At 75.3% G+C, this 17,421-nt stretch carries 16 protein-coding genes and 1 pseudogene; 12 read left to right on the top strand and 5 right to left on the bottom strand.

The genetic code is table 11. From position 1 onward, the window contains the following. Positions 1 to 99 precede the first annotated feature (99 nt). From ACGF7U_RS30095 to ACGF7U_RS30075, 5 genes are all read left to right on the top strand, one after another. Positions 100 to 885, top strand: coding sequence for an ABC transporter ATP-binding protein (locus ACGF7U_RS30095; RefSeq protein WP_393112440.1), 786 nt, complete (start codon positions 100 to 102; stop codon positions 883 to 885). Positions 886 to 952: 67 nt separating this feature from the next. Then, complete coding sequence (locus tag ACGF7U_RS30090) at positions 953 to 1,675, top strand: ABC transporter ATP-binding protein (RefSeq protein ID WP_393112438.1); 723 nt, start codon at positions 953 to 955, stop codon at positions 1,673 to 1,675. Positions 1,676 to 1,702: 27 nt separating this feature from the next. After that, entirely contained in the window at positions 1,703 to 2,581 is an 879-nt protein-coding gene (locus tag ACGF7U_RS30085; protein WP_393112436.1) for a branched-chain amino acid ABC transporter permease, read from the top strand. Then, positions 2,578 to 3,690 (top strand): branched-chain amino acid ABC transporter permease, encoded by a 1,113-nt coding sequence (locus ACGF7U_RS30080; RefSeq protein WP_393112434.1) that lies wholly within the window; start codon positions 2,578 to 2,580, stop codon positions 3,688 to 3,690. Before ACGF7U_RS30085 ends, ACGF7U_RS30080 begins: the two co-directional genes overlap by 4 nt. Before the next feature lie 72 nt (positions 3,691 to 3,762). Continuing rightward, a complete protein-coding gene (locus ACGF7U_RS30075) occupies positions 3,763 to 5,046 on the top strand; it encodes an ABC transporter substrate-binding protein (RefSeq protein ID WP_393112432.1) in 1,284 nt (427 codons plus the stop codon). Positions 5,047 to 5,179: 133 nt separating this feature from the next. On the opposite strand, the gene ACGF7U_RS30070 is transcribed toward ACGF7U_RS30075, so the two are convergent. After that, positions 5,180 to 6,400, bottom strand: a complete 1,221-nt coding sequence (locus ACGF7U_RS30070; protein ID WP_393112430.1) for an acetyl-CoA C-acetyltransferase — start codon at positions 6,398 to 6,400, stop codon at positions 5,180 to 5,182. Positions 6,401 to 6,537: 137 nt separating this feature from the next. Here ACGF7U_RS30070 and ACGF7U_RS30065 point away from each other — a divergent pair, with 137 nt between their 5' ends. The 5 genes from ACGF7U_RS30065 to ACGF7U_RS30045 all read left to right on the top strand — a co-directional run bounded on the left by ACGF7U_RS30065 (position 6,538) and on the right by ACGF7U_RS30045 (position 12,979). Beyond that, a complete protein-coding gene (locus ACGF7U_RS30065; protein WP_393112428.1) occupies positions 6,538 to 7,308 on the top strand; it encodes an SDR family oxidoreductase in 771 nt (256 codons plus the stop codon). Next, positions 7,305 to 8,111, top strand: a complete 807-nt coding sequence (locus ACGF7U_RS30060; RefSeq protein WP_393112426.1) for an SDR family oxidoreductase — start codon at positions 7,305 to 7,307, stop codon at positions 8,109 to 8,111. The genes ACGF7U_RS30065 and ACGF7U_RS30060 overlap by 4 nt, the downstream gene beginning before the upstream one ends. 166 nt (positions 8,112 to 8,277) lie before the next feature. Next, positions 8,278 to 9,510, top strand: coding sequence for an acyl-CoA dehydrogenase family protein (locus tag ACGF7U_RS30055; protein WP_393112424.1), 1,233 nt, complete (start codon positions 8,278 to 8,280; stop codon positions 9,508 to 9,510). Positions 9,511 to 9,557: 47 nt separating this feature from the next. After that, positions 9,558 to 10,169, top strand: a complete 612-nt coding sequence (locus tag ACGF7U_RS30050; protein WP_393112504.1) for a TetR/AcrR family transcriptional regulator — start codon at positions 9,558 to 9,560, stop codon at positions 10,167 to 10,169. 83 nt (positions 10,170 to 10,252) lie between these two features. Further along, entirely contained in the window at positions 10,253 to 12,979 is a 2,727-nt protein-coding gene (locus ACGF7U_RS30045; protein ID WP_393112422.1) for a LuxR C-terminal-related transcriptional regulator, read from the top strand. Between the two features lie 33 nt (positions 12,980 to 13,012). On the opposite strand, the pseudogene ACGF7U_RS30040 reads toward ACGF7U_RS30045, so the two are convergent. Then, a pseudogene (locus ACGF7U_RS30040) lies at positions 13,013 to 13,480 on the bottom strand (tetratricopeptide repeat protein); the annotation flags it as partial. A gap of 144 nt (positions 13,481 to 13,624) precedes the next feature. On the opposite strand from ACGF7U_RS30040, the gene ACGF7U_RS30035 reads away from it, so the two are divergent. After that, complete coding sequence (locus ACGF7U_RS30035; protein ID WP_393112420.1) at positions 13,625 to 14,545, top strand: DUF5937 family protein; 921 nt, start codon at positions 13,625 to 13,627, stop codon at positions 14,543 to 14,545. 87 nt (positions 14,546 to 14,632) lie between these two features. Here ACGF7U_RS30035 and ACGF7U_RS30030 read toward each other — a convergent pair whose 3' ends face one another. The 3 genes from ACGF7U_RS30030 to ACGF7U_RS30020 form a co-directional block, all read right to left on the bottom strand. Continuing rightward, the gene (locus ACGF7U_RS30030; protein ID WP_393112418.1) at positions 14,633 to 14,881 is read right to left on the bottom strand and encodes a hypothetical protein; all 249 of its coding nucleotides are present in this window, start codon (positions 14,879 to 14,881) and stop codon (positions 14,633 to 14,635) included. Between the two features lie 18 nt (positions 14,882 to 14,899). Further along, positions 14,900 to 15,631: a maleylpyruvate isomerase family mycothiol-dependent enzyme gene (locus ACGF7U_RS30025; protein WP_393112502.1), complete on the bottom strand. Its 732-nt coding sequence runs from the start codon at positions 15,629 to 15,631 to the stop codon at positions 14,900 to 14,902. A gap of 407 nt (positions 15,632 to 16,038) precedes the next feature. Beyond that, the gene (locus tag ACGF7U_RS30020) at positions 16,039 to 16,224 is read right to left on the bottom strand and encodes a hypothetical protein (RefSeq protein ID WP_393112416.1); all 186 of its coding nucleotides are present in this window, start codon (positions 16,222 to 16,224) and stop codon (positions 16,039 to 16,041) included. On the opposite strand from ACGF7U_RS30020, the gene ACGF7U_RS30015 reads away from it, so the two are divergent. Beyond that, positions 16,211 to 17,281, top strand: coding sequence for a serine/threonine-protein kinase (locus tag ACGF7U_RS30015; RefSeq protein WP_393112414.1), 1,071 nt, complete (start codon positions 16,211 to 16,213; stop codon positions 17,279 to 17,281). The two genes, ACGF7U_RS30020 and ACGF7U_RS30015, sit on opposite strands and share 14 nt — an antisense overlap. Positions 17,282 to 17,421 lie beyond the last annotated feature (140 nt).

The raw sequence follows: 17,421 nt of genomic DNA, 5'->3' as shown, positions 1-17,421 counted from the left end.
GCAGTGCGTGTCGCGGCGGCGCATCGAAGGTATTGACGACGGACTCCAGAAACGTACACTCCCAGTGTAATAACTGTCGTCGGATCCCGAGGATGGGTGATGGAGCAAGGGCTCGCGCTGCACCACATCGGGGTGCGCTTCGGTGGCCTCACCGCCCTCGACGACGTCTCGCTGCGGGTGCCCCCCGGCCGGGTGGTCGGGGTCATCGGCCCCAACGGCGCCGGCAAGACCACCCTGTTCAACGTCGTCTGCGGCTTCGTCGCCCCGGACGAGGGCTCGCTGACCCTCGACGGCCGTCCGCTGCGACCCCGCCCCCACCACCTGACCCGGCTGGGCATCGCCCGGACGCTGCAGGGCACCGGCCTGTTCGCCGGCCTCACCGTGCTGGAGAACGTGATGGTCGGCGCCACCCACACGGCCCGAGCCGGATTCCTGCCGGCCCTGTTCGGCCTGCCGCGCAGCGACCGCGACGAGCGCCGGCTGCGCCGGCACGCCCTCGAGGTGCTCGACAGCCTGGGCGTCGCCGGGCACGCCGACGCCGCGCCGGGCACCCTGCCCTTCGCCGTACGCCAGCGGGTGGCGCTGGCCCGCGCGTTGGCCGCGCGGCCCCGGCTGCTCCTGCTCGACGAACCCGCCGGCGGCCTCGGCGCCGACGACATCGCCGAGCTGGCGGAGCTGATCCGCAAGCTGCCCCGGCGCGACACCGACCCGTGCGCGGTGCTGCTGGTGGAGCACCACATGGACCTGGTGATGTCCGTCTGCGACGAGATCGTCGTGCTCGACTTCGGCCGGGTGATCGCCGCCGGCACCCCCGACGAGGTCCGCGACGACCCGGCCGTCGCCGACGCCTACCTCGGCGCCGAGGTCGACGAGGCCGCGGCATGAGCGAGCGGATCATCGGGTTGGGTGCGGTGGTGCCTCATGCCGGCGCGCAGCGAAGTGGAGGGCCGGCATGAGCGACGGGGATCTGCTCGTGGTGCGCGGGCTGGTGGCCGGCTACGGCGGCGCGCCCGTGCTGCACGAGGTCGACCTCACCGTTGCGCGCGGCACCATCGCAGCGGTGGTCGGGGCCAACGGCGCCGGCAAGACCACCCTGCTGCGCGCGCTCTCCGGCATGCTGCGCCCGGCGGCCGGCCGCGTGGTGCTGGCGGGGGAGGACCTGCGCGGCGTCCCCGTGGAGCAGCTCGTCCGCCGCGGCATGGCACACGTGCCGGAGGGGCGCGGCGTGGTCGGCGAGCTGACGGTCGAGGAGAACCTGCGCCTGGGCGGGCTGTGGCGCCGTGACCGGCCCGACGCGGCCCGCGCGCTCGACGAGGTCTACCAGCTCTTCGAGCCGCTGGCCCGGCGGCGGCGCCACCTCGGCCACCAGCTATCCGGCGGGGAGCGGCAGATGCTGGCCCTCGGCCGGGCCCTCGTGGGCCGCCCCCGGCTGCTGCTGCTCGACGAGCCGTCACTCGGGCTGGCGCCCCGGGTGGTGGCCCAGACCATGGCCCTGCTGCGCCGGCTGCGCGATCGCACCGGGCTGACCGTGCTGCTCGTCGAGCAGAACGTGCGCAGCGCGCTCTGGATCGCCGACCAGGGCGTGGTGATGTCCCTGGGGCGGGTCGTCACCACCGCCCCCGCCGACCGGCTGCGCGACGACGCCGACCTGCGCCACGCCTACCTCGGCTTCTGACCATCTCGTCCCCGCAAGGGAGGACTGTTGGACCGCTTCGTCTTCCTCACCCTCGACGGCCTGTCCAGGGGGGCGGTCTACGCGGCGTTCGCGCTGGCTCTGGTGCTCATCTGGCGGGCCGCCCGGATCGTCAACTTCGCCCAGGGCGCGATGGCCGTCGCCACCGCCTACGTGGCCTACGGCGTCTCCGCCGCGACCGGCTCGTACTGGCTGGGCTTCCTGGCCGCGCTGGCCGCCGGGCTGCTCCTCGGCGCGCTCGTCGACGTGGCCGTGATGCGCTTCGTCGACCACGCGTCGCCGCTCAACCCGGTGATCGTCGCGCTCGGGCTGGTGCTGCTGATCCAGGCGGTGCTGGGCATGGTCTACGGCAACGAGTTCCGCCCCGCCGAGGCGCCGTTCTCCCGCACGGCGCTGACCGTCGGCGGGGTCGCCGTCCTCTCGCCGTACGACCTGTTCGTCTTCGCGGCGGTCGCGGTGGTGGTCGTGGGGCTGGCCTGGACCTTCACCCGCACGGCGGTGGGCCTGCGGATGCGCGCGGCGGCGTTCGCCCCCGAGGTCTCCCGGCTGCTCGGGGTGAACGTCGGCGGCATGCTCACGCTCGGCTGGGCGCTGGCCTCCGGCGTCGGCGCGCTGGCCGGGATGCTGGTCATCCCCACCGAGCTGGGCCTGCACCCGCACGCGATGGACCTGGTCTTCGTCTCGGCGTTCACCGCCGCCGTGGTCGGCGGGCTGGACAGTCCACCGGGGGCGGTGGTCGGCGGGCTCGCGGTCGGGCTGGTGCTCTCCTACGTCAGCGGGTACGCCGGCAGCGACCTCACCCCGCTCGCGGTGCTGGTGCTGCTGCTGGCGGTGCTCCTGGTCCGCCCGGGCGGGCTGTTCGCCCCGGTCACGGCGAGGCGGGTGTGACCGCCACCCGGGCGGCGACCCCGCCGAGCGCGCGGGCGAGCGCCGGCGCGGGTCCGGCCGACGCCCGCCGCGCCCCGACGCTGCTGCGCCACCTCGGCGTCGCGGCCGTCGCCGCGCTGCTGCTGGTGGCCGCCAGCTACGGGCTGGAACCGTTCCGCAACTTCCAGCTCGCCACCGTGGCGGCCTACCTCTGCGCCACCGCCGGGCTGACCGTCCTCACCGGCCTCAACGGGCAGCTCTCGCTGGGGCACGGCGCGCTGATGGCCACCGGCGCGTACACCGTCGCGCTGTGCCAGAACGCGTTCGCCGACGCCGGGGCGACCGGCGGCTGGCTGCTGGCGGTGTCACTGGGCGCCGCCGTCCTGGCCGCCCTCGCGGTCGGCGCCGTGGTCGGGGTGGCCGCCGCCCGGCTGCGCGGCCCGTACCTGGCCGGCGTCACCCTCGCCGTCGCGGTCGTGGTGCCCGCGCTCACCGTCACCTTCGACGGCGTCCTCAACGGCGAGCAGGGACTGGCGGTGCCGGTCGAGCCCCCGCCGGCCGCGCTGGGCCCGTACTTCCCCTACGAGCGGTGGCAGCTCTGGATCGCCGCGGCGGCCACCCTGCTCGCCCTGCTGCTGCTGGCCAACCTGGTCCGCAGCCGGTACGGCCGCACCTTCCGGGCGGTCCGCGACGACGAGGTCGCCGCCCGGCTCGCCGGCATCCACGTCGCCCGTACCCAGGTGCTCGCGTTCGTGGTCAGCGCCGCCGGCGCCGGCCTCGGCGGCGCCCTGCTCGCGGTCCTCGCGCAGAGCGTGTCGCCGGGGGCGTTCTCCCTGACGCTGTCGCTGTTCCTGCTGATGGCCGTCGTCGTCGGCGGCCTGGGCAGCCTGACCGGCGCCCTCTGGGGTGCCGTCCTGCTGGTCGCCCTGCCCGATCTCACCCACGCCCTGACCGAGGGGCTCAGCCTCTCCCCGGCGGCGGCGCAGCGGATGGAGGGCAACCTCCCGCTGGCCATCTTCGGGGTGACGCTGGTCGTCGTCATGATCGCCGCGCCCGGCGGCGTGCAGGGTCTGCTGGCCCGGCTCGGCCGGGCGCTGGCCGCCCGCCTGCCCGGCCGGCGGCGCTCCTGAACGTCCGGTCCCACCGGACGCGTACCCCCGCCCCACCACCAGAAACCGGACCGAGGAAAGGTCGGTGTCCACATGCCACCCTCGACACGACGCGCTCTCGCGATCGCCAGCGCCGTCGCCCTGCTCGTCACCGCCGCCGGCTGCAGTGACGACGGCGGCGGGACAGGCCGCGGGCCGGTGCCCGGCGTCACCGACACCGAGATCGTGGTCGGCACCCACATGCCGCTCACCGGCCCGGCGGCGGCCGGCTACTCCAAGATCGCCCCGGCCACCAAGGCGTACTTCGACTACGTCAACACCAACGGCGGGGTGCACGGCCGCAAGATCACCTACAAGGTGATGGACGACGGGTACAACCCGGCCAACACCCAGCAGGTGGTGCGGCAGCTGGTCCTCCAGGACAAGGTCTTCGCGATCCTCAACGGGCTCGGCACGCCGACCCACAGCGGTGTGCTCGACTTCCTCAAGAGCAACCGGGTGCCCGACCTCTTCGTCGCCTCGGGCAGCCGCAGCTGGGACCAGCCCGACCGGTATCCGGGCACGTTCGGGTTCAACCCCGACTACACCGTGGAGGGCAAGATCCTGGCCCACCACGTCAAGACCAGCCTGCCGGGGCGCAAGGTGTGCTTCCTCGGCCAGGACGACGACTTCGGGCGCGACAGCCTGGTCGGCGTGGAGAAGGTGCTGGGCGCCGGCGCCGTGGTGGCCAAGCAGACGTACGTCACCAGCAACCCCAACGTGGCGCCCCAGATCGGCGCGTTCAAGGCGGCCGGGTGCGAGGTCGTCATCCTCGCCACCGTGCCCGGGTTCACCGCGCTCGCCGTCGGCACCGCAGCCCGGCTCCGCTTCAAGCCGCAGTGGCTCGTCTCCAACGTCGGCGCCGACCAGCCGACCTTGGCCAAGCAGCTCGGCGAGAACGCGGGGCTGCTGGAGGGCATGATCGGCGCCAACTACCTGCCGATGCAGAACGACGCCGCCAACCCGTGGATCCAGCTCTTCACCAGGATCAACAAGGAGCACAACGGAAACGCGCCGTTCGACGGCAACACCGTCTACGGCATGGCGGTCGGCTACCTCTTCGTCCAGGTCCTGCAGGCCGCGGGCAAGGACGTCACCCGGGAGTCGGTGCTGGAGGCGGTCGGCAAGGGCGGCTACCAGGGGCCGGGGCTGGCCCCGCTGCGCTTCTCCGCCACCGACCACTCGGGATACGGCGGGCAGCGGCTCAACCGGGTCAGCGGGGGCGCGCAGGCCTACTTCGGGCCGACGTACGAGACCGACGAGGGCGACGGGCCGGTGCGGGAGTACACGGCCGCGCCGGTGGGCCCGCCCGCCAACGGGATCCCGTCGGCCTCCTGAGTCCCCTGGACCTCGCGCGGCCGGCGACCGCGCGAGCGCCCGACCGGTCGGCGCCGCCGGCGACCGCGCGTGCGCCCCGACCGTGCCCGGTCCGCGGTGGCCGGGTGCGGTCGGGGCGCGCCCCCGGCCGGTGTCAGCTCAGCCGCTCGATGATCATCGCCATGCCCTGTCCGCCGCCGACGCACATGGTCTCCAGCCCGATCTGCTGGTCGTGCCAGCGCAGCGAGTTGATCAGGGTGGTGGTGATGCGGGCGCCGGTCATGCCGAACGGGTGGCCGACCGCGATCGCGCCCCCGTTGACGTTGAGCCGGTCCCAGTCGACACCCAGCTCGCGCGCGCTCGGCAACACCTGGGCGGCGAACGCCTCGTTGATCTCGACCAGGTCGACGTCGCGGACGGACATGCCGGCGCGGCGCAGCGCCTGCCGGGACGCCTCGACCGGCCCGAGCCCCATGATCTCGGGGGAGAGCGCGCTCAGGCCGGTGGCGACGATCCGGGCCAGCGGCGTCACGCCCAGCTCGCGGGCCCGCACGTCGGACATCACGACGAGCGCGGCGGCGCCGTCGTTGAGCGGGCAGCAGTTGCCGGCGGTCACCGTGCCGTCCGGCCGGAACACCGGCGGCAGCGCCGCCACCGCCTCCAGGGTCACCCCGGCGCGCGGCCCGTCGTCGGCGGTCACCACCGCGCCGCCGGGCACGCGCACCGGGGTGATCTCGCGGGCCCAGAAGCCGTCGGCGATCGCCTTCTCGGCCAGCAGCTGCGACCGTACGGCGAACTCGTCCTGGCTGAGCCGGGACACCCCGCGCAGGTGGGCGACGTTCTCGGCGGTCTGCCCCATGGCGAGGTAGACGTCCGGCAGCGCGCCACCCTCGCGCGGATCGTGCCAGGCCGGCGCGCCGCCCGCGGCCCGGGCCGCCGTGCGAGCCAGGGCGTCGGCGAACGCGGGGTTGGCGCTGCCCGGGTGCCCGTCGGCGCGCCCCCGGTCGTACCGGGAGACGCACTCGACCCCCGCCGAGACGAAGACGTGCCCCTCCCCGGCCCGGATGGCGTGCAGCGCCATCCGGGTGGTCTGCAGCGACGACGAGCAGTACCGGTTGACGGTCGTGCCGGGCAGGTGGTCCAGCCCGAGCAGGACGGCCACCACCCGGGCGAGGTTGTGGCCCTGCTCGCCGGCGGGCTGACCGCAGCCGAGCATCAGGTCGTCGATCTCGCCCGGGTCGAGCTGCGGCACCTGGTCCAGGGCGGCCCGCACGATCGTGGCGGCGAGGTCGTCGGCGCGCAGGTCGCGCAGGGAGCCCTTGTGTGCCCGTCCGATCGGCGATCGGGCGGCGGCGACGATGACGGCTTCCGGCATGGCGGAGGTCCCTTCCCGAGCGGTGTCGGTATCTGCATCGACGGTGCGATTAATCGGGCGGCCGTGTCAACGGATTGTGAGAAGCTCATCGGCATTTGTCGTTGACGCGTACTCGCGCCACTTCTACTATCTGCATCGTGAATGCAGATTCAGGCCGGCTGTCCGGCCAGGTCGCCCTCGTCACCGGGGCCAGCCGCGGGATCGGCCTGGCGGTCGCCCGGCGACTGGTCGCCGAGGGAGCCCGGGTCGGCCTGACCGCCCGTCGTCCCGAGGCGCTGGCCGAGGCCGTCGCCGAGCTGGGCGGCCCCGCCCGCGCCGTGGCCGTGCCCGGTCGGGCCGACGACGCCGGGCACCGCCGCGAGGCGGTCCGCCTGGTCGCCGAGGCGTTCGGGCCGGTGGACGTCCTGGTGAACAACGTCGGCATCAACCCGGTGTACGGGCCCCTCGCCGAGCTGGACCTGGCCGCGGCCCGCAAGATCCTCGACGTCAACCTGGTCGGCGCGCTCGGCTGGGTGCAGGAGGTCTGCGCCGCCGGGATGGCCGACCGGGGCGGCTGCGTCGTCAACGTCTCCTCGATCGCCGGCCTGACCCCGTCGCCGGGCATCGCCTTCTACGGCGTGAGCAAGGCCGCCCTCAACCACCTCACCGCCTGCCTGGCCGTCGAGCTCGCGCCGGCGGTCCGGGTCAACGCGGTCGCCCCGGCGGTGGTGCGCACCCGGTTCGCCGCGGCCCTGCACGAGGGCCGGGAGGACGAGGTCGCCCGGGCGTACCCGCTGGGCCGCCTCGGCGAACCGGAGGACGTGGCCGGCGCGGTCGCCTTCCTCGCCTGCGCCGACGCCGCCTGGATCACCGGGCAGACCCTCGTCCTCGACGGCGGCGTCGGCCTCGCCGGCCGGATCGCCGGATGACCGCGGCGCCCGCGTCCCGCGGGCTGACGGTGGCCGGGGCGGGCGTGGTGGTGACCGGGGCCGGGTCCGGCATCGGGGCCGCCCTGGCCGCCCGGTTCGCCGCCGACGGCGCCCGGGTGGTGGTCAACGACCTCGACGCCGCGGCGGCCCGCGCGGTGGCGGCGCGCATCGGCGGGTACGCCTGCCCCGGCGACGCGGCCGATCCCGCCGGGGTGGCCGCCCTGGTCGGCTTCGCGCGCGACCGCCTCGGCGCGGTCGACCTGTTCTGCGCCAACGCCGGCGTGGCCCCGGGCGGCGGCGTCGACGCCCCCGACGAGGCGTGGGAGCGGGCCTGGCGGGTGAACGTGATGGCGCACGTGCTCGCCGCGCGCGAGCTGCTGCCGCACTGGCTCGCCGCCGGTCGCGGCCGGCTGTTGGTCACGGCCTCCGCGGCGGGCCTGCTCACCCTGCTCGGCAAGGCGCCCTACTCGGTGACCAAGCACGCCGCGCTGGCCTTCGCCGAGTGGCTGCGGGCCAGCTACGCCCACCGGGGGATCACCGTCCAGGCGCTCTGCCCGCAGGGGGTGCGCACGCCGATGCTGGCCGCCGCCGACGACACGAGCGCCGCCCTGCTCGACGCCACCGCGGTCAGCTGCGAGCAGGTAGCGGAGTGCGTCAGCGCGGCGCTGGCTGACGACCGCTTCCTGGTGCTGCCCCACCCGGAGGTCGCGGCCTGGTACGCCCGCCGCGCCACCGACCCGGACCGCTGGCTGCGCGCGATGAACCGGACCCAGCGCGACGCCGAGCAGCGCCGGCATGGCTGAGCCGCCCGACCCCGACGACCCCGGACCGCCCGCCCGCGCCGGGCGGTCCGGCCCGCGCCGCCCGGCGGGGGACGCGTCCCGCCGGCACGTCCGGGGGCGGGCCCGGCGGGGGCGCGGGGCCGCCGCCGGTGGCCGCACCGCTTCCGCAGAGGATGGAGAGCGCCTGATGGACTTCCGGTACGACGAGACCACCGAGCGGCTACGGGAACGCCTGCTCGCGTTCATGGCCGAGCGGGTCCACCCGGCCGAGCCGGTGTTCGAGGAGCAGGTGCGTGAGGGGGCCGACCCGTGGGCCGCCCCGCCCGTGGTCGCCGGGCTCCAGGCCGAGGCCCGCCGCCGCGGCCTGTGGAACCTCTTCCTCCCCGGCGAGCACGGCGCCGGCCTGACCAACCTGCAGTACGCTCCGCTGGCCGAGATCACCGGTTGGTCGCCCGGTCTCGCCCCGGTCGCGCTGAACTGCGCGGCGCCGGACACCGGCAACATGGAGCTGCTGGCCCGGTTCGGCAGCCCGGCGCAGCGCGAGCGCTGGCTCGCCCCGCTGCTGGACGGCCGGATCCGCTCGGCGTTCGCGATGACCGAGCCGGCCGTCGCGTCGTCGGATGCCACGAACATCGCCACCCGCATCGAGCGCGACGGCGACGAGTACGTGGTCAACGGCCGCAAGTGGTTCGTCACCGGCGCCCTGAACCCGCGCTGCGCGATCCTCGTCGTGATGGGGCGCACGGACCCGACCGCGCCCCGGCACCGGCAGCAGAGCCAGATCCTGGTGCCGCGGGACACCCCCGGGGTCACCGTCCGCCGGGGCCTGCGGACCTTCGGCTACGACGACAGCGACCACGGCGGCCACGCCGAGATCGACTTCGTCGACGTCCGGGTGCCGGCGGGCAACCTGATCGGGGCGGAGGGCAATGGCTTCGCCATCTCCCAGGCCCGGCTCGGACCGGGCCGGGTGCACCACTGCATGCGGCTGCTCGGCATGGCCGAACGGGCCGTCGAGCTGATGTGCCGCCGGGTCTCCGACCGGCACGCGTTCGGCGCGCCGCTGGCCGAGCAGGGCGTGGTCCGCGACTGGATCGCCGAGGCGCGGGTCCGCGTCGAGCAGGCCCGGCTGCTGGTGCTCAAGACCGCGTGGCTGATGGACACCGTCGGCAACCGGGGCGCGCACACCGAGATCCAGGCGATCAAGATCGCGGTGCCGGCGACCGCCGAGTGGGTGATCGACCGGGCCATCCAGGCGCACGGGGCCGCGGGGGTCAGCCAGGACACGCCGCTGGCCGGGCTCTGGGTCCGGGCCCGCGCGCTGCGGCTGGCCGACGGCCCGGACGAGGTGCACCGGCAGTCGCTGGCCCGCCGGGAGCTGCGCCGGCACCAGCCGGTTCGCGACGCGGCGCGCGTCTAGACTCGCGAGGCGGTGGCGAGGTGGCAGCGGTGAGGGGGAGAGCGCGGATGGGCGGGGTCGAGGCGCCGGGCCGGGTCGACGGGCGGGCGGCCCGTGCCGCGCGCACCCGGGCGGCGATCGTCGAGGCGCACCTCGCGCTCATCTCCGAGGGCGACCTGCGACCCACCGGGGAGCGCATCGCCGAGCGGGCGGGCATCTCGCTGCGGACGCTCTGGACGAACTTCAAGGACATGGAGACGCTCTTCGAGGCCAGCGGCGCGGAGGTGCTCCGCCAGCAGGACGCCGCGTACCGGCCGATCTCGCCGGCGCTGCCGCTGGCCAAGCGGGTCGACGCGTACTGCCGGCAGCGGGCCCGGCTGCTCCAGCTCATCGCACCGTCCGCCCGGGCCGCCCAGATGCGCGAGCCGGTCTCCGAGCAGCTGCACCGCAACCGGCTCATGCACATCGCCCGGGTCCGCGACGAGGTCGAGCGGCTCTTCGCCGCCGAGCTGGCGCAGGCCGGGCCGGGCCGGGAGCAGCTGGTGCACGCGTTGGTCGCGGCGAGCATGTGGCCGGCCTGGTCGATGCTGCGCGACGGGCTGGGGCTGGGCGTCGACCAGGCCAGGGCGGTGATGGCCCGCACGGTGGGCGCGCTGCTGGCCGGCGCGGCGGCCGGCTGAGGCGTCCCCGCCGGCCGGGGGAGCCACCCCTTTCCTTCCGGTTACTTATAGGTAACACTCGATGCATGGTTAGTGCATCGACAGTGCAACAACCCGTACTGTGGGGCCGCGACGCCGAGTGCCGGGCCGTCCGTCGGCTGCTCGACGGCGGACCGGACGCCGGGGGAGCGCTGCTGCTGCGGGGCCAACCGGGCACGGGCCGCAGCGCCCTCGTCGCCTACGCGCACCGGCACGCCGGGGACCGTACCGTGCTGGCCGGCGCGGGCCTGGCGGAGGAGGCGGCGCTGCCGTACGCGGGGCTGCAACGCCTGCTCGACCCGGTGCTCGACCGCGCCGACGCGTTGCCCGAGGCGCAGCGCCGGGTGCTGCGCCGGACGCTGGCCGGGGAGGGCTGTCCCGCCCACCGCCGGCTCGCCCTGTCGATGGCGGTGCGGGGACTGCTCGCCGTCGCCGCCCGGGAGCGCCCGCTGCTGTGCACCGTGGACGACCTCGACCGGGGCGACCGGCAGACCGCGGACGTGCTGGGCTTCGTGGCCCGGCGGCTGCGCCACCTGCCCGTCGCCGTCCTGCTCACCGCGGGGGCCGACGCCGTGGTCGGCGGGGTGCCCCAGCACGCGCTGCCGCCCCTCGACGAGCGCGCCGGCGCGGCCCTGCTCGCCGACCGGGCGCCGGAGGTCGCGCCGGCGGTGGCCTCCGCGCTGACCGCGGTGGCCGGCGGCAATCCGCAGGCCCTGGTCGACCTCGCCGAGGTGCTCACGCCCGGTCAGTGCCGGGGCGACGAGCCGCTGCCCGAGGCGCCGCCGGTCGACGGGGCGCTGGGTCGTGGGTACCGGGCCCGCCTGGACCGGCTGCCGGCCGTGACCCGGCGCGTGCTGCTGCTCGCCGCGCTCGACGAGGACGGCGACCCGGCCACCCTGGTGCGGGCGGCGCGCGCCGCCGGCGCCACGGTCGAGGCCCTCGCCCCGGCGGAGGCCGCCGGTCTGGTCCGGGTCAGCCCCCGGCGGGTCGCCCTGCCCCAGCCACCGGCGCGGGCCGTGATCGTCGACGGCGCGCCGCTGGCCGAGCGGCGCGCGGCCCACCTGCTGCTCGCGGGCGTGCTCGACGGCCCCGGGCAGCGGCTGCGCCGGGCCCTGCACCTCGCCGCCGCGGCCGAGGGCCCGGACCCGGCGCTCGCGGCGGAACTGGAGGAGGCGGCCGCCCGCTCGGCCGGGGAGACCGCCGCGGCGGCGTTGCACCGCGCTGCCGAGCTGAGCGCCGAACCGCGGCACGCCGCCGCCCGCCTGGTGGCCGCCGCCCGTCACGCCTGGACGGCCGGCCGGCCGCAGCGGGCCCGGCGGCTGCTGGCCGGGCTGCCGACCGACCGGGCCGACCCCGCCGTGGCCGGCCGGGTCGAGCTGCTCCGCGGCGAGCTGGAGCTGCGGTGCGGCTCGCCCTCGGTCGCCTCGACCACGCTGCTCGCCGCCGCCGAGGCGGTCTGCGGCGTAGACCGCCTCGCCGCCCTCGGCGCGCTGGTGCGGGCCGGCGAGGCGGTCTGCTTCGCCGGCGACCAGTACCGGTACGCCGAGGTGGCGCGCCGGGTGTCGACGCTGCGCCGAGCCGGTGACCCGCCCGCCGCGGAGCTGATGACCTCACTGGTCACCGGCGTGGCCGCGACGCTGCGCGGCGACCACGAGCGGGGCGGACCCGCGCTGCGGCGGGCCGTCGTCCTCGGCAACCGGCTGACCGGGCCGGCGCTCACCCCGACCGCCCTGACCTGCGCCACGATGGCCGGCCTGATGGTCGCGGTGGACAACGCCGCCCACCGGCTCGCCGGGCGCGCCGTCGAGCTGGCGCGTGCCGGCGGCGAGCTGTCGGTCCTGTCCCGGGCGCTGGAGCTGCGCGCGATCGCCGAGTACTGGCTCGGCCGGCACGAGGCCGCGGCGGACAGCTCCCGGGAGGGGCTGCGCGTCGCCCGGGACACCGGCCAGGTCAACTCCGCCGGCGTCCACCTGGGCATGCTGGCGGTGCTGGCGGCCGTACGGGCCGACCGGGACGCCAGCCTGCGGCGGATCCGGGAGATCGGCGAGGGGGCGGCCCCGCACAGCCGGCCGCGTGCCCTGGCGCAGTGGGCCCTCGCGGTGCTCGACCTGGTCGACGGCCGGCACGCCGCCGCGACGGCGCGGCTGACCGCGCTGGCCCGGCCGGGCACCGGTCGGGGGCAGGTGCTGATCCAGGTGATGGCCACCCCGTACCTGGTGGAGGCGGCCGCCGGCTCGGCCCACCGGCCGGCGGCCGCCGCCGCGCTCGCCGTCTTCGACCGCTGGGCCAGCAGCACCGCCAGCCCGTCCCGCCGGGCCCTGTCGGCGCGCTGCCACGCGCTGCTCGCGCCCCGGGGCAGCGCCGAGGCCGAGCGCGGGTTCCGCGACGCGTTGCGGCTGCACCCGGCGGACGCCGACGCCTTCGAGCGGGCCCGCACCGAGCTGCTCCTCGGCCGCGAGCTGCGCCGCAGCCGCCGCCCCCGGGACGCCCGCGAGCACCTGCACGCCGCCCGGGAGAGCTTCGGCCTGCTCGGCCTGGCGGCCTGGGCCGAGCAGGCCACCACGGAGCTGCGGGCGGCCGGGGAGTCCGTGGGTGGGCCGGACCTGTCGGCGGCCCGGCTGCTCACCGGCCAGCAGTTGCGGATCGCGCAGCTGGTCGCCGAGGGCGCCACCAACCGGGAGATCGCCGCCCGGATGTTCCTCTCCACCCGTACCGTCGACCACCACCTGCGCAACATCTTCCACCGGCTCGGCATCCGGTCCCGTACGGAGCTGGCCCGGGCGCTGTCCTAGGACCGGGTCAGTACGCTCCAGCAACAGTCGGGCGTAGTTGGCCATGGAGCGCTGGTAGCGGGGCAGGTGGGGAGCGAGCGCGGCGACGGCGACGGCGACCGCCTCCCGCTCGCGACCGACACTGGTCAGGGCCAGCGCCAACGTGGCGCTGACCGCGTCGTCGAGCTCGTCGGAGGGCTGCTGCCGCTCGGCCGTCAACAGGTCGACGGACTCCTGGGCCCGCCCGATGTTGCGCAGCGAGCTGGCCAACTGGATCACCGAGCGCCGGCGGCGGATGCCGGAGATCCCGCCGGCCAGCGCCGCCCGGTACAAGGGCACGGCCTTGTCGGAGTGGCCGGTGGAGTCGAAGGCGCAGGCCCGCTCGAAGGCCGCCACGGGGTCGCCTTCCGGGAGCTCGGCGGCGAGCGCCTCGACCCGCTCGCGGAACTCCTCGGGGTCGTGGTCGTCGATGGTGGCCCACAGTTCGGCGCTGCGCCGCTCCCAGTCAGGTGTGATCGTCATGGCCGAGATACTGCTCGGGCCGGTAGGCTGTCCGCCAATGATTCGGCTCTCCCCGAATCACTGCGCCCTCCGGAGCCGACCATCGCGATCACCCTGCGCCTCAGCCCGGCCGACCTGATGCGCTGCCGCTTCGCGGTGTCGCCGGTGCTGGAGACGATCGAAGCCATCCGCCTGACCACACCCGAGGACTTCCCCGGCCACCATCACGGCTTCCTCGAGTCGATCAAGGACCGACTGGACGCGCTCGACCTGCGGCCGGTGACGCTGCTGCAACCACGCCGCGGCTACAGCCCGGACTTCCTGTCCCCGCCGCCCACCACCGCCCACCCCCGCTTCGAGGACGAACTCGCGCGGATCGAGGCGACTCCGCTCGACCGGGTGGCGGGGGACATCGCCCGCTCGCTGCGCGAGACGCGCGGTGCGGCGGACACCGAGGTTGGGCGCAGACTGCTGGGCGACCCGGCCGAGGCGCTGTCCCTGCTGACCGGAGTGATCCGGGACGTCTGGCGGGAGGTGGTCGAGCCGGTGTGGCCGAAGGTGCGCGCCCTGCTCGACGCCGACGTGGCTCACCAGGGCCGCCGGCTCGCGGAAGGCGGCCTGGACCGCCTCTTCGCCGAGCTGCACCCCCAGCTACGGTGGCGCGACGGCGTGCTCATCCGCGCCGGCGGCGGCGACGAACACCGCCGGCTGGCCGGCGAGGGCCTCCTGCTGATCCCGAGTGCGTTCAAGTTCGACCAGGTCCTGGTGATCCTGGACCCGCCATGGCAACCCACGGTGATCTATCCCGCCCGTGGCGTGGGTGCCCTGTGGCAGTCGCCGCAGACAGGAGAGCTGGCGGCGGTGGGACGCCTGATCGGGCGAAGCCGCGCGGTCCTGCTGGCCGGGTTGGCCGAGCCGGCCAGCACCACCGTGCTGGCCCACCGGCACGCGCTCGCAGCCGGTACCGTGTCCCAGCACCTGACGGTGCTCCGCGACGCCGGCCTGGTGGTGGGGCAGCGCTACGGGCACGAGATCCGTTACCGCAGAACGCCCCTGGGCGCCGCGATCCTCAACCGGGCCGCCTGACACGCGCGACGTGTTCCGGGCGGCCGACGGTGGCCGTCCGGGACGGCGAGGACGGACTGGACGCGGGGAGGGGGCAGGCGGGCGGCATCAGGGCAGCACGACTGTCCGTGCGCCCTCGCCGCGCGCCATCCGGTCGAACGCCGCCGCCGCGCTGTCCAGGTCGCACCGGTCGGTGATCAGGGGAGCGAGGCCGATGACGGCCACCGAGTCGCCAGGGGCCACCCGCGCGGTGCGGGGCACCGCACCGGCGCCGGCCAGCACCGCGCAGCCCAGCAGCGCGGCGGCCTCGAACGGCAGCTCCGCCGGCACCGTGATCACCGCGTCCTGCGCCACCACCACCGCGTCCTGCGCGTTCTACGCGTTCGGGTCCCAGTTTGCGAGCTGCTCCATCGGCTCGGTGTCGCCGGTAATTCCCAGGCCGTCGAGCGGGATGCGGTCGTAGAGGTAGAGGACCAGTTCGCTCGCTGCGCCCCGCACCGACATGTCGCCCGGCCCCGCGTCGGCGGCGAGGTCGTCGCAGCGGACGCCGTCGGCGTTGAGGGTCAGGCGCCAGGAGCGGCCCTCGTTCGCGTGCAGGTCGATGGTCGCCGGCTTGAACGGCCAGGGGACGGTCGTCGCCGCGACGGTCGTCAGGAACTCGTCGACGCCCTCGACCGCGACGTCCGTCGGCAGCGGCTGTGCGGCCCCCTGAGTGAGCTGGGCGTCGTAGGTGTGGACGGCGATCTCCTGGATCTGGTGCCGGGCCACGGCCCCGCTGGTCTCCGGGGCCTGCGAGCGGCCCCACCAGGTCCAGCAGCCGCGGTCCGGGCCGGCCTCGCGCATCGCGTCGAGCATGAGCCCGGTCGACTCGGCGAGCCAGGCGTCCAGGGCTTCGCGGTCGCGGGGCGCCGTCGGGGCGCCCTTCGGGTCCGTCTTCGCCGGGGGCTCAGCGCCCGGGCCCGCCGCGACGATGGCGGCCTGGCGGCGGCCGTCGCCGAGGTGCTGCGCCAGTTCGCGCAGCGTCCAGTCCGGGCAGGTCGGGACCTGGACGTCAAGATCGGGGGCGGACGCGATCGCGGCGCGGAACGCGGCCGAGCGGTCTTCGATCAGCCGCAGGACCTCGGGGAACTCCAGAGTGTTTTACACCTCGAGTGTGTATCACTTCGCCCCGGCCGGCCGGTAGCGAATTGTCGGTCGAACGCGCCGACAGCCGGGCGGAGCGCCGGCGCCGAGGCCCTGCTGAAACCCCGCGCACCCGCTCGCCATCGGCGACGTCGACGCGCGACCGGCCCACCGTCCGGGCCAGGAGCACCAGCACATTGCCACCACGCCCCCGACCCGCCGGATGTCCGTCTCACCCACCGGTTCCGGCGCGCTCCGTCGGCCTGGTTGGCCGGTGCCCCGTACGTCACTAGGCTGCGTCCGTGCAGCCCCTCGTCTCCACGGACCCACGGCACATCGCCGACTTCCGTCTGTCGGGTGTGCTCGGGAGGGGCGGACAGGGCACCGTCTACCTAGGACGGGACCCGGTCGGCAGCCAGGTCGCGGTGAAGGTGCTCGGCATCCACGTGACCGCCGACCAGGCCGCCCGTCGGCGATTCGAGCGCGAGGCGGAGGCGGCGCGCCGCGCCATTCTGCACGGCACGGGTGCTCGACGCGGGCATCGCGGACGGCAGGCCGTACATCGTGAGCGAGTTCATCGAGGGGCAGACACTCGACAATCTGGTGCGCGGCGACGGCGTGCGGTCCGGCAGCGGCCTCGAGCGACTGGCGGTGGCGACCCTCACCGCGCTCACGGCCATCCACCGGGCGGGGATCGTGCACCGCGACTCCAAGCCGAGCAACGTCGTCATGGGCGCCGAGGGCCCGGTGGTCATCGACTTCGGGATCGCGCGGGCCTTCGACCAGACGGTCACGAGCAGCGTGATCGGCACGCCGGCGTTCATGACTCCCGAACAGTTCCTGGGCGGCGCGATCGGCCCCGAGGCGGACCTGTTCAGCTGGGCCGGGACGATGGTGTTCGCCGCCACCGGGCGGCACGCATTCGCGGGTGACTCGACGCCGTCGGTGATGCACGCCATCCTGGAGACCGAGCCGGATCTGACGGGGGTGCCGGACGCCCTGCGCCCGGTGCTCGAGAAGTGCCTCGCCAAGGACCCGGAGCGCCGGCCGAACGCCGCCGAGGTGCTGCGCTGGGTCACGGGGGAGCGGTCCGCAGATACGGCCGATGATCAGGCGACCGCCCCGCTGACACCGCGTGCGCGTCCGATGTTCGCGCAGCCGCGAACGCGAGTGCTCGACCGGGACGCGCGGACGCCCGGGGCCGATGCGCCCGGCGCTGATCGGCCGAACGTGCCACTGACGATTACGGCGTCGGTCATCATGAGCACCGCCGCACTGGTCAGACTCCTCACCCTGCCCATCGCGCTCGACATCGGCAGCGGGGCAGTCGTCAGCGACCTCCTGCTGTTGCTGTCCGCTCCTTTCCTGGCGGCAGCCGTATGGCGCTCACACCTCGGTGCGCGGATAGCGTTGTGCTCGGCGTTGCCGTTCAGCTTGCTCTGTGATCTGGGTTGTCGTTCTCGGCACGAGCTGGGACTTTCCGAACATGTTGTTCGTGGTTGTTCCTCTCGTCCTGCAGGGTGTCGCGTTTGCCGTGACGGCTGCCTTCCAGCGGCGGATATCCAAGGCCGCGACGATGGTCGGGGTGGCCGCTGGCACGGCACCGGCGGTGGTCGCGGCCGGTTATCTGGCTGATCCGTCAGGGACGGTCCCCATCCCTGACGGCTACTTCGAATTGTTGCTGACGATGGAGGCGGCCGGCTATGTCATGGGATGCGCATGGCTCGTTCTCCTCAGCATCGCGTTGATGCGCCAGGCCCGACCCCGCCTTACTG

This window comes from Micromonospora sp. NPDC047670 (assembly GCF_043204915.1).
GTDB lineage: Bacteria > Actinomycetota > Actinomycetes > Mycobacteriales > Micromonosporaceae > Micromonospora.
This window is presented reverse-complemented; position numbering and strand designations above follow the sequence as displayed.

Excerpts from the sequence above, each read along its gene's own strand:
- ACGF7U_RS30070 (WP_393112430.1), bottom strand. The coding sequence starts at position 6,400 with ATGCCGGAAGCCGTCATCGTCGCCGCCGCCCGATCGCCGATCGGACGG.
- ACGF7U_RS30050 (WP_393112504.1), top strand. The coding sequence starts at position 9,558 with ATGGGCGGGGTCGAGGCGCCGGGCCGGGTCGACGGGCGGGCGGCCCGT.
- ACGF7U_RS30095 (WP_393112440.1), top strand. The coding sequence starts at position 100 with ATGGAGCAAGGGCTCGCGCTGCACCACATCGGGGTGCGCTTCGGTGGC.
- ACGF7U_RS30055 (WP_393112424.1), top strand. The coding sequence starts at position 8,278 with ATGGACTTCCGGTACGACGAGACCACCGAGCGGCTACGGGAACGCCTG.
- ACGF7U_RS30060 (WP_393112426.1), top strand. The coding sequence starts at position 7,305 with ATGACCGCGGCGCCCGCGTCCCGCGGGCTGACGGTGGCCGGGGCGGGC.
- ACGF7U_RS30075 (WP_393112432.1), top strand. The coding sequence starts at position 3,763 with ATGCCACCCTCGACACGACGCGCTCTCGCGATCGCCAGCGCCGTCGCC.
- ACGF7U_RS30020 (WP_393112416.1), bottom strand. The coding sequence starts at position 16,224 with ATGAACTCGCTCACGATGTACGGCCTGCCGTCCGCGATGCCCGCGTCG.
- ACGF7U_RS30090 (WP_393112438.1), top strand. The coding sequence starts at position 953 with ATGAGCGACGGGGATCTGCTCGTGGTGCGCGGGCTGGTGGCCGGCTAC.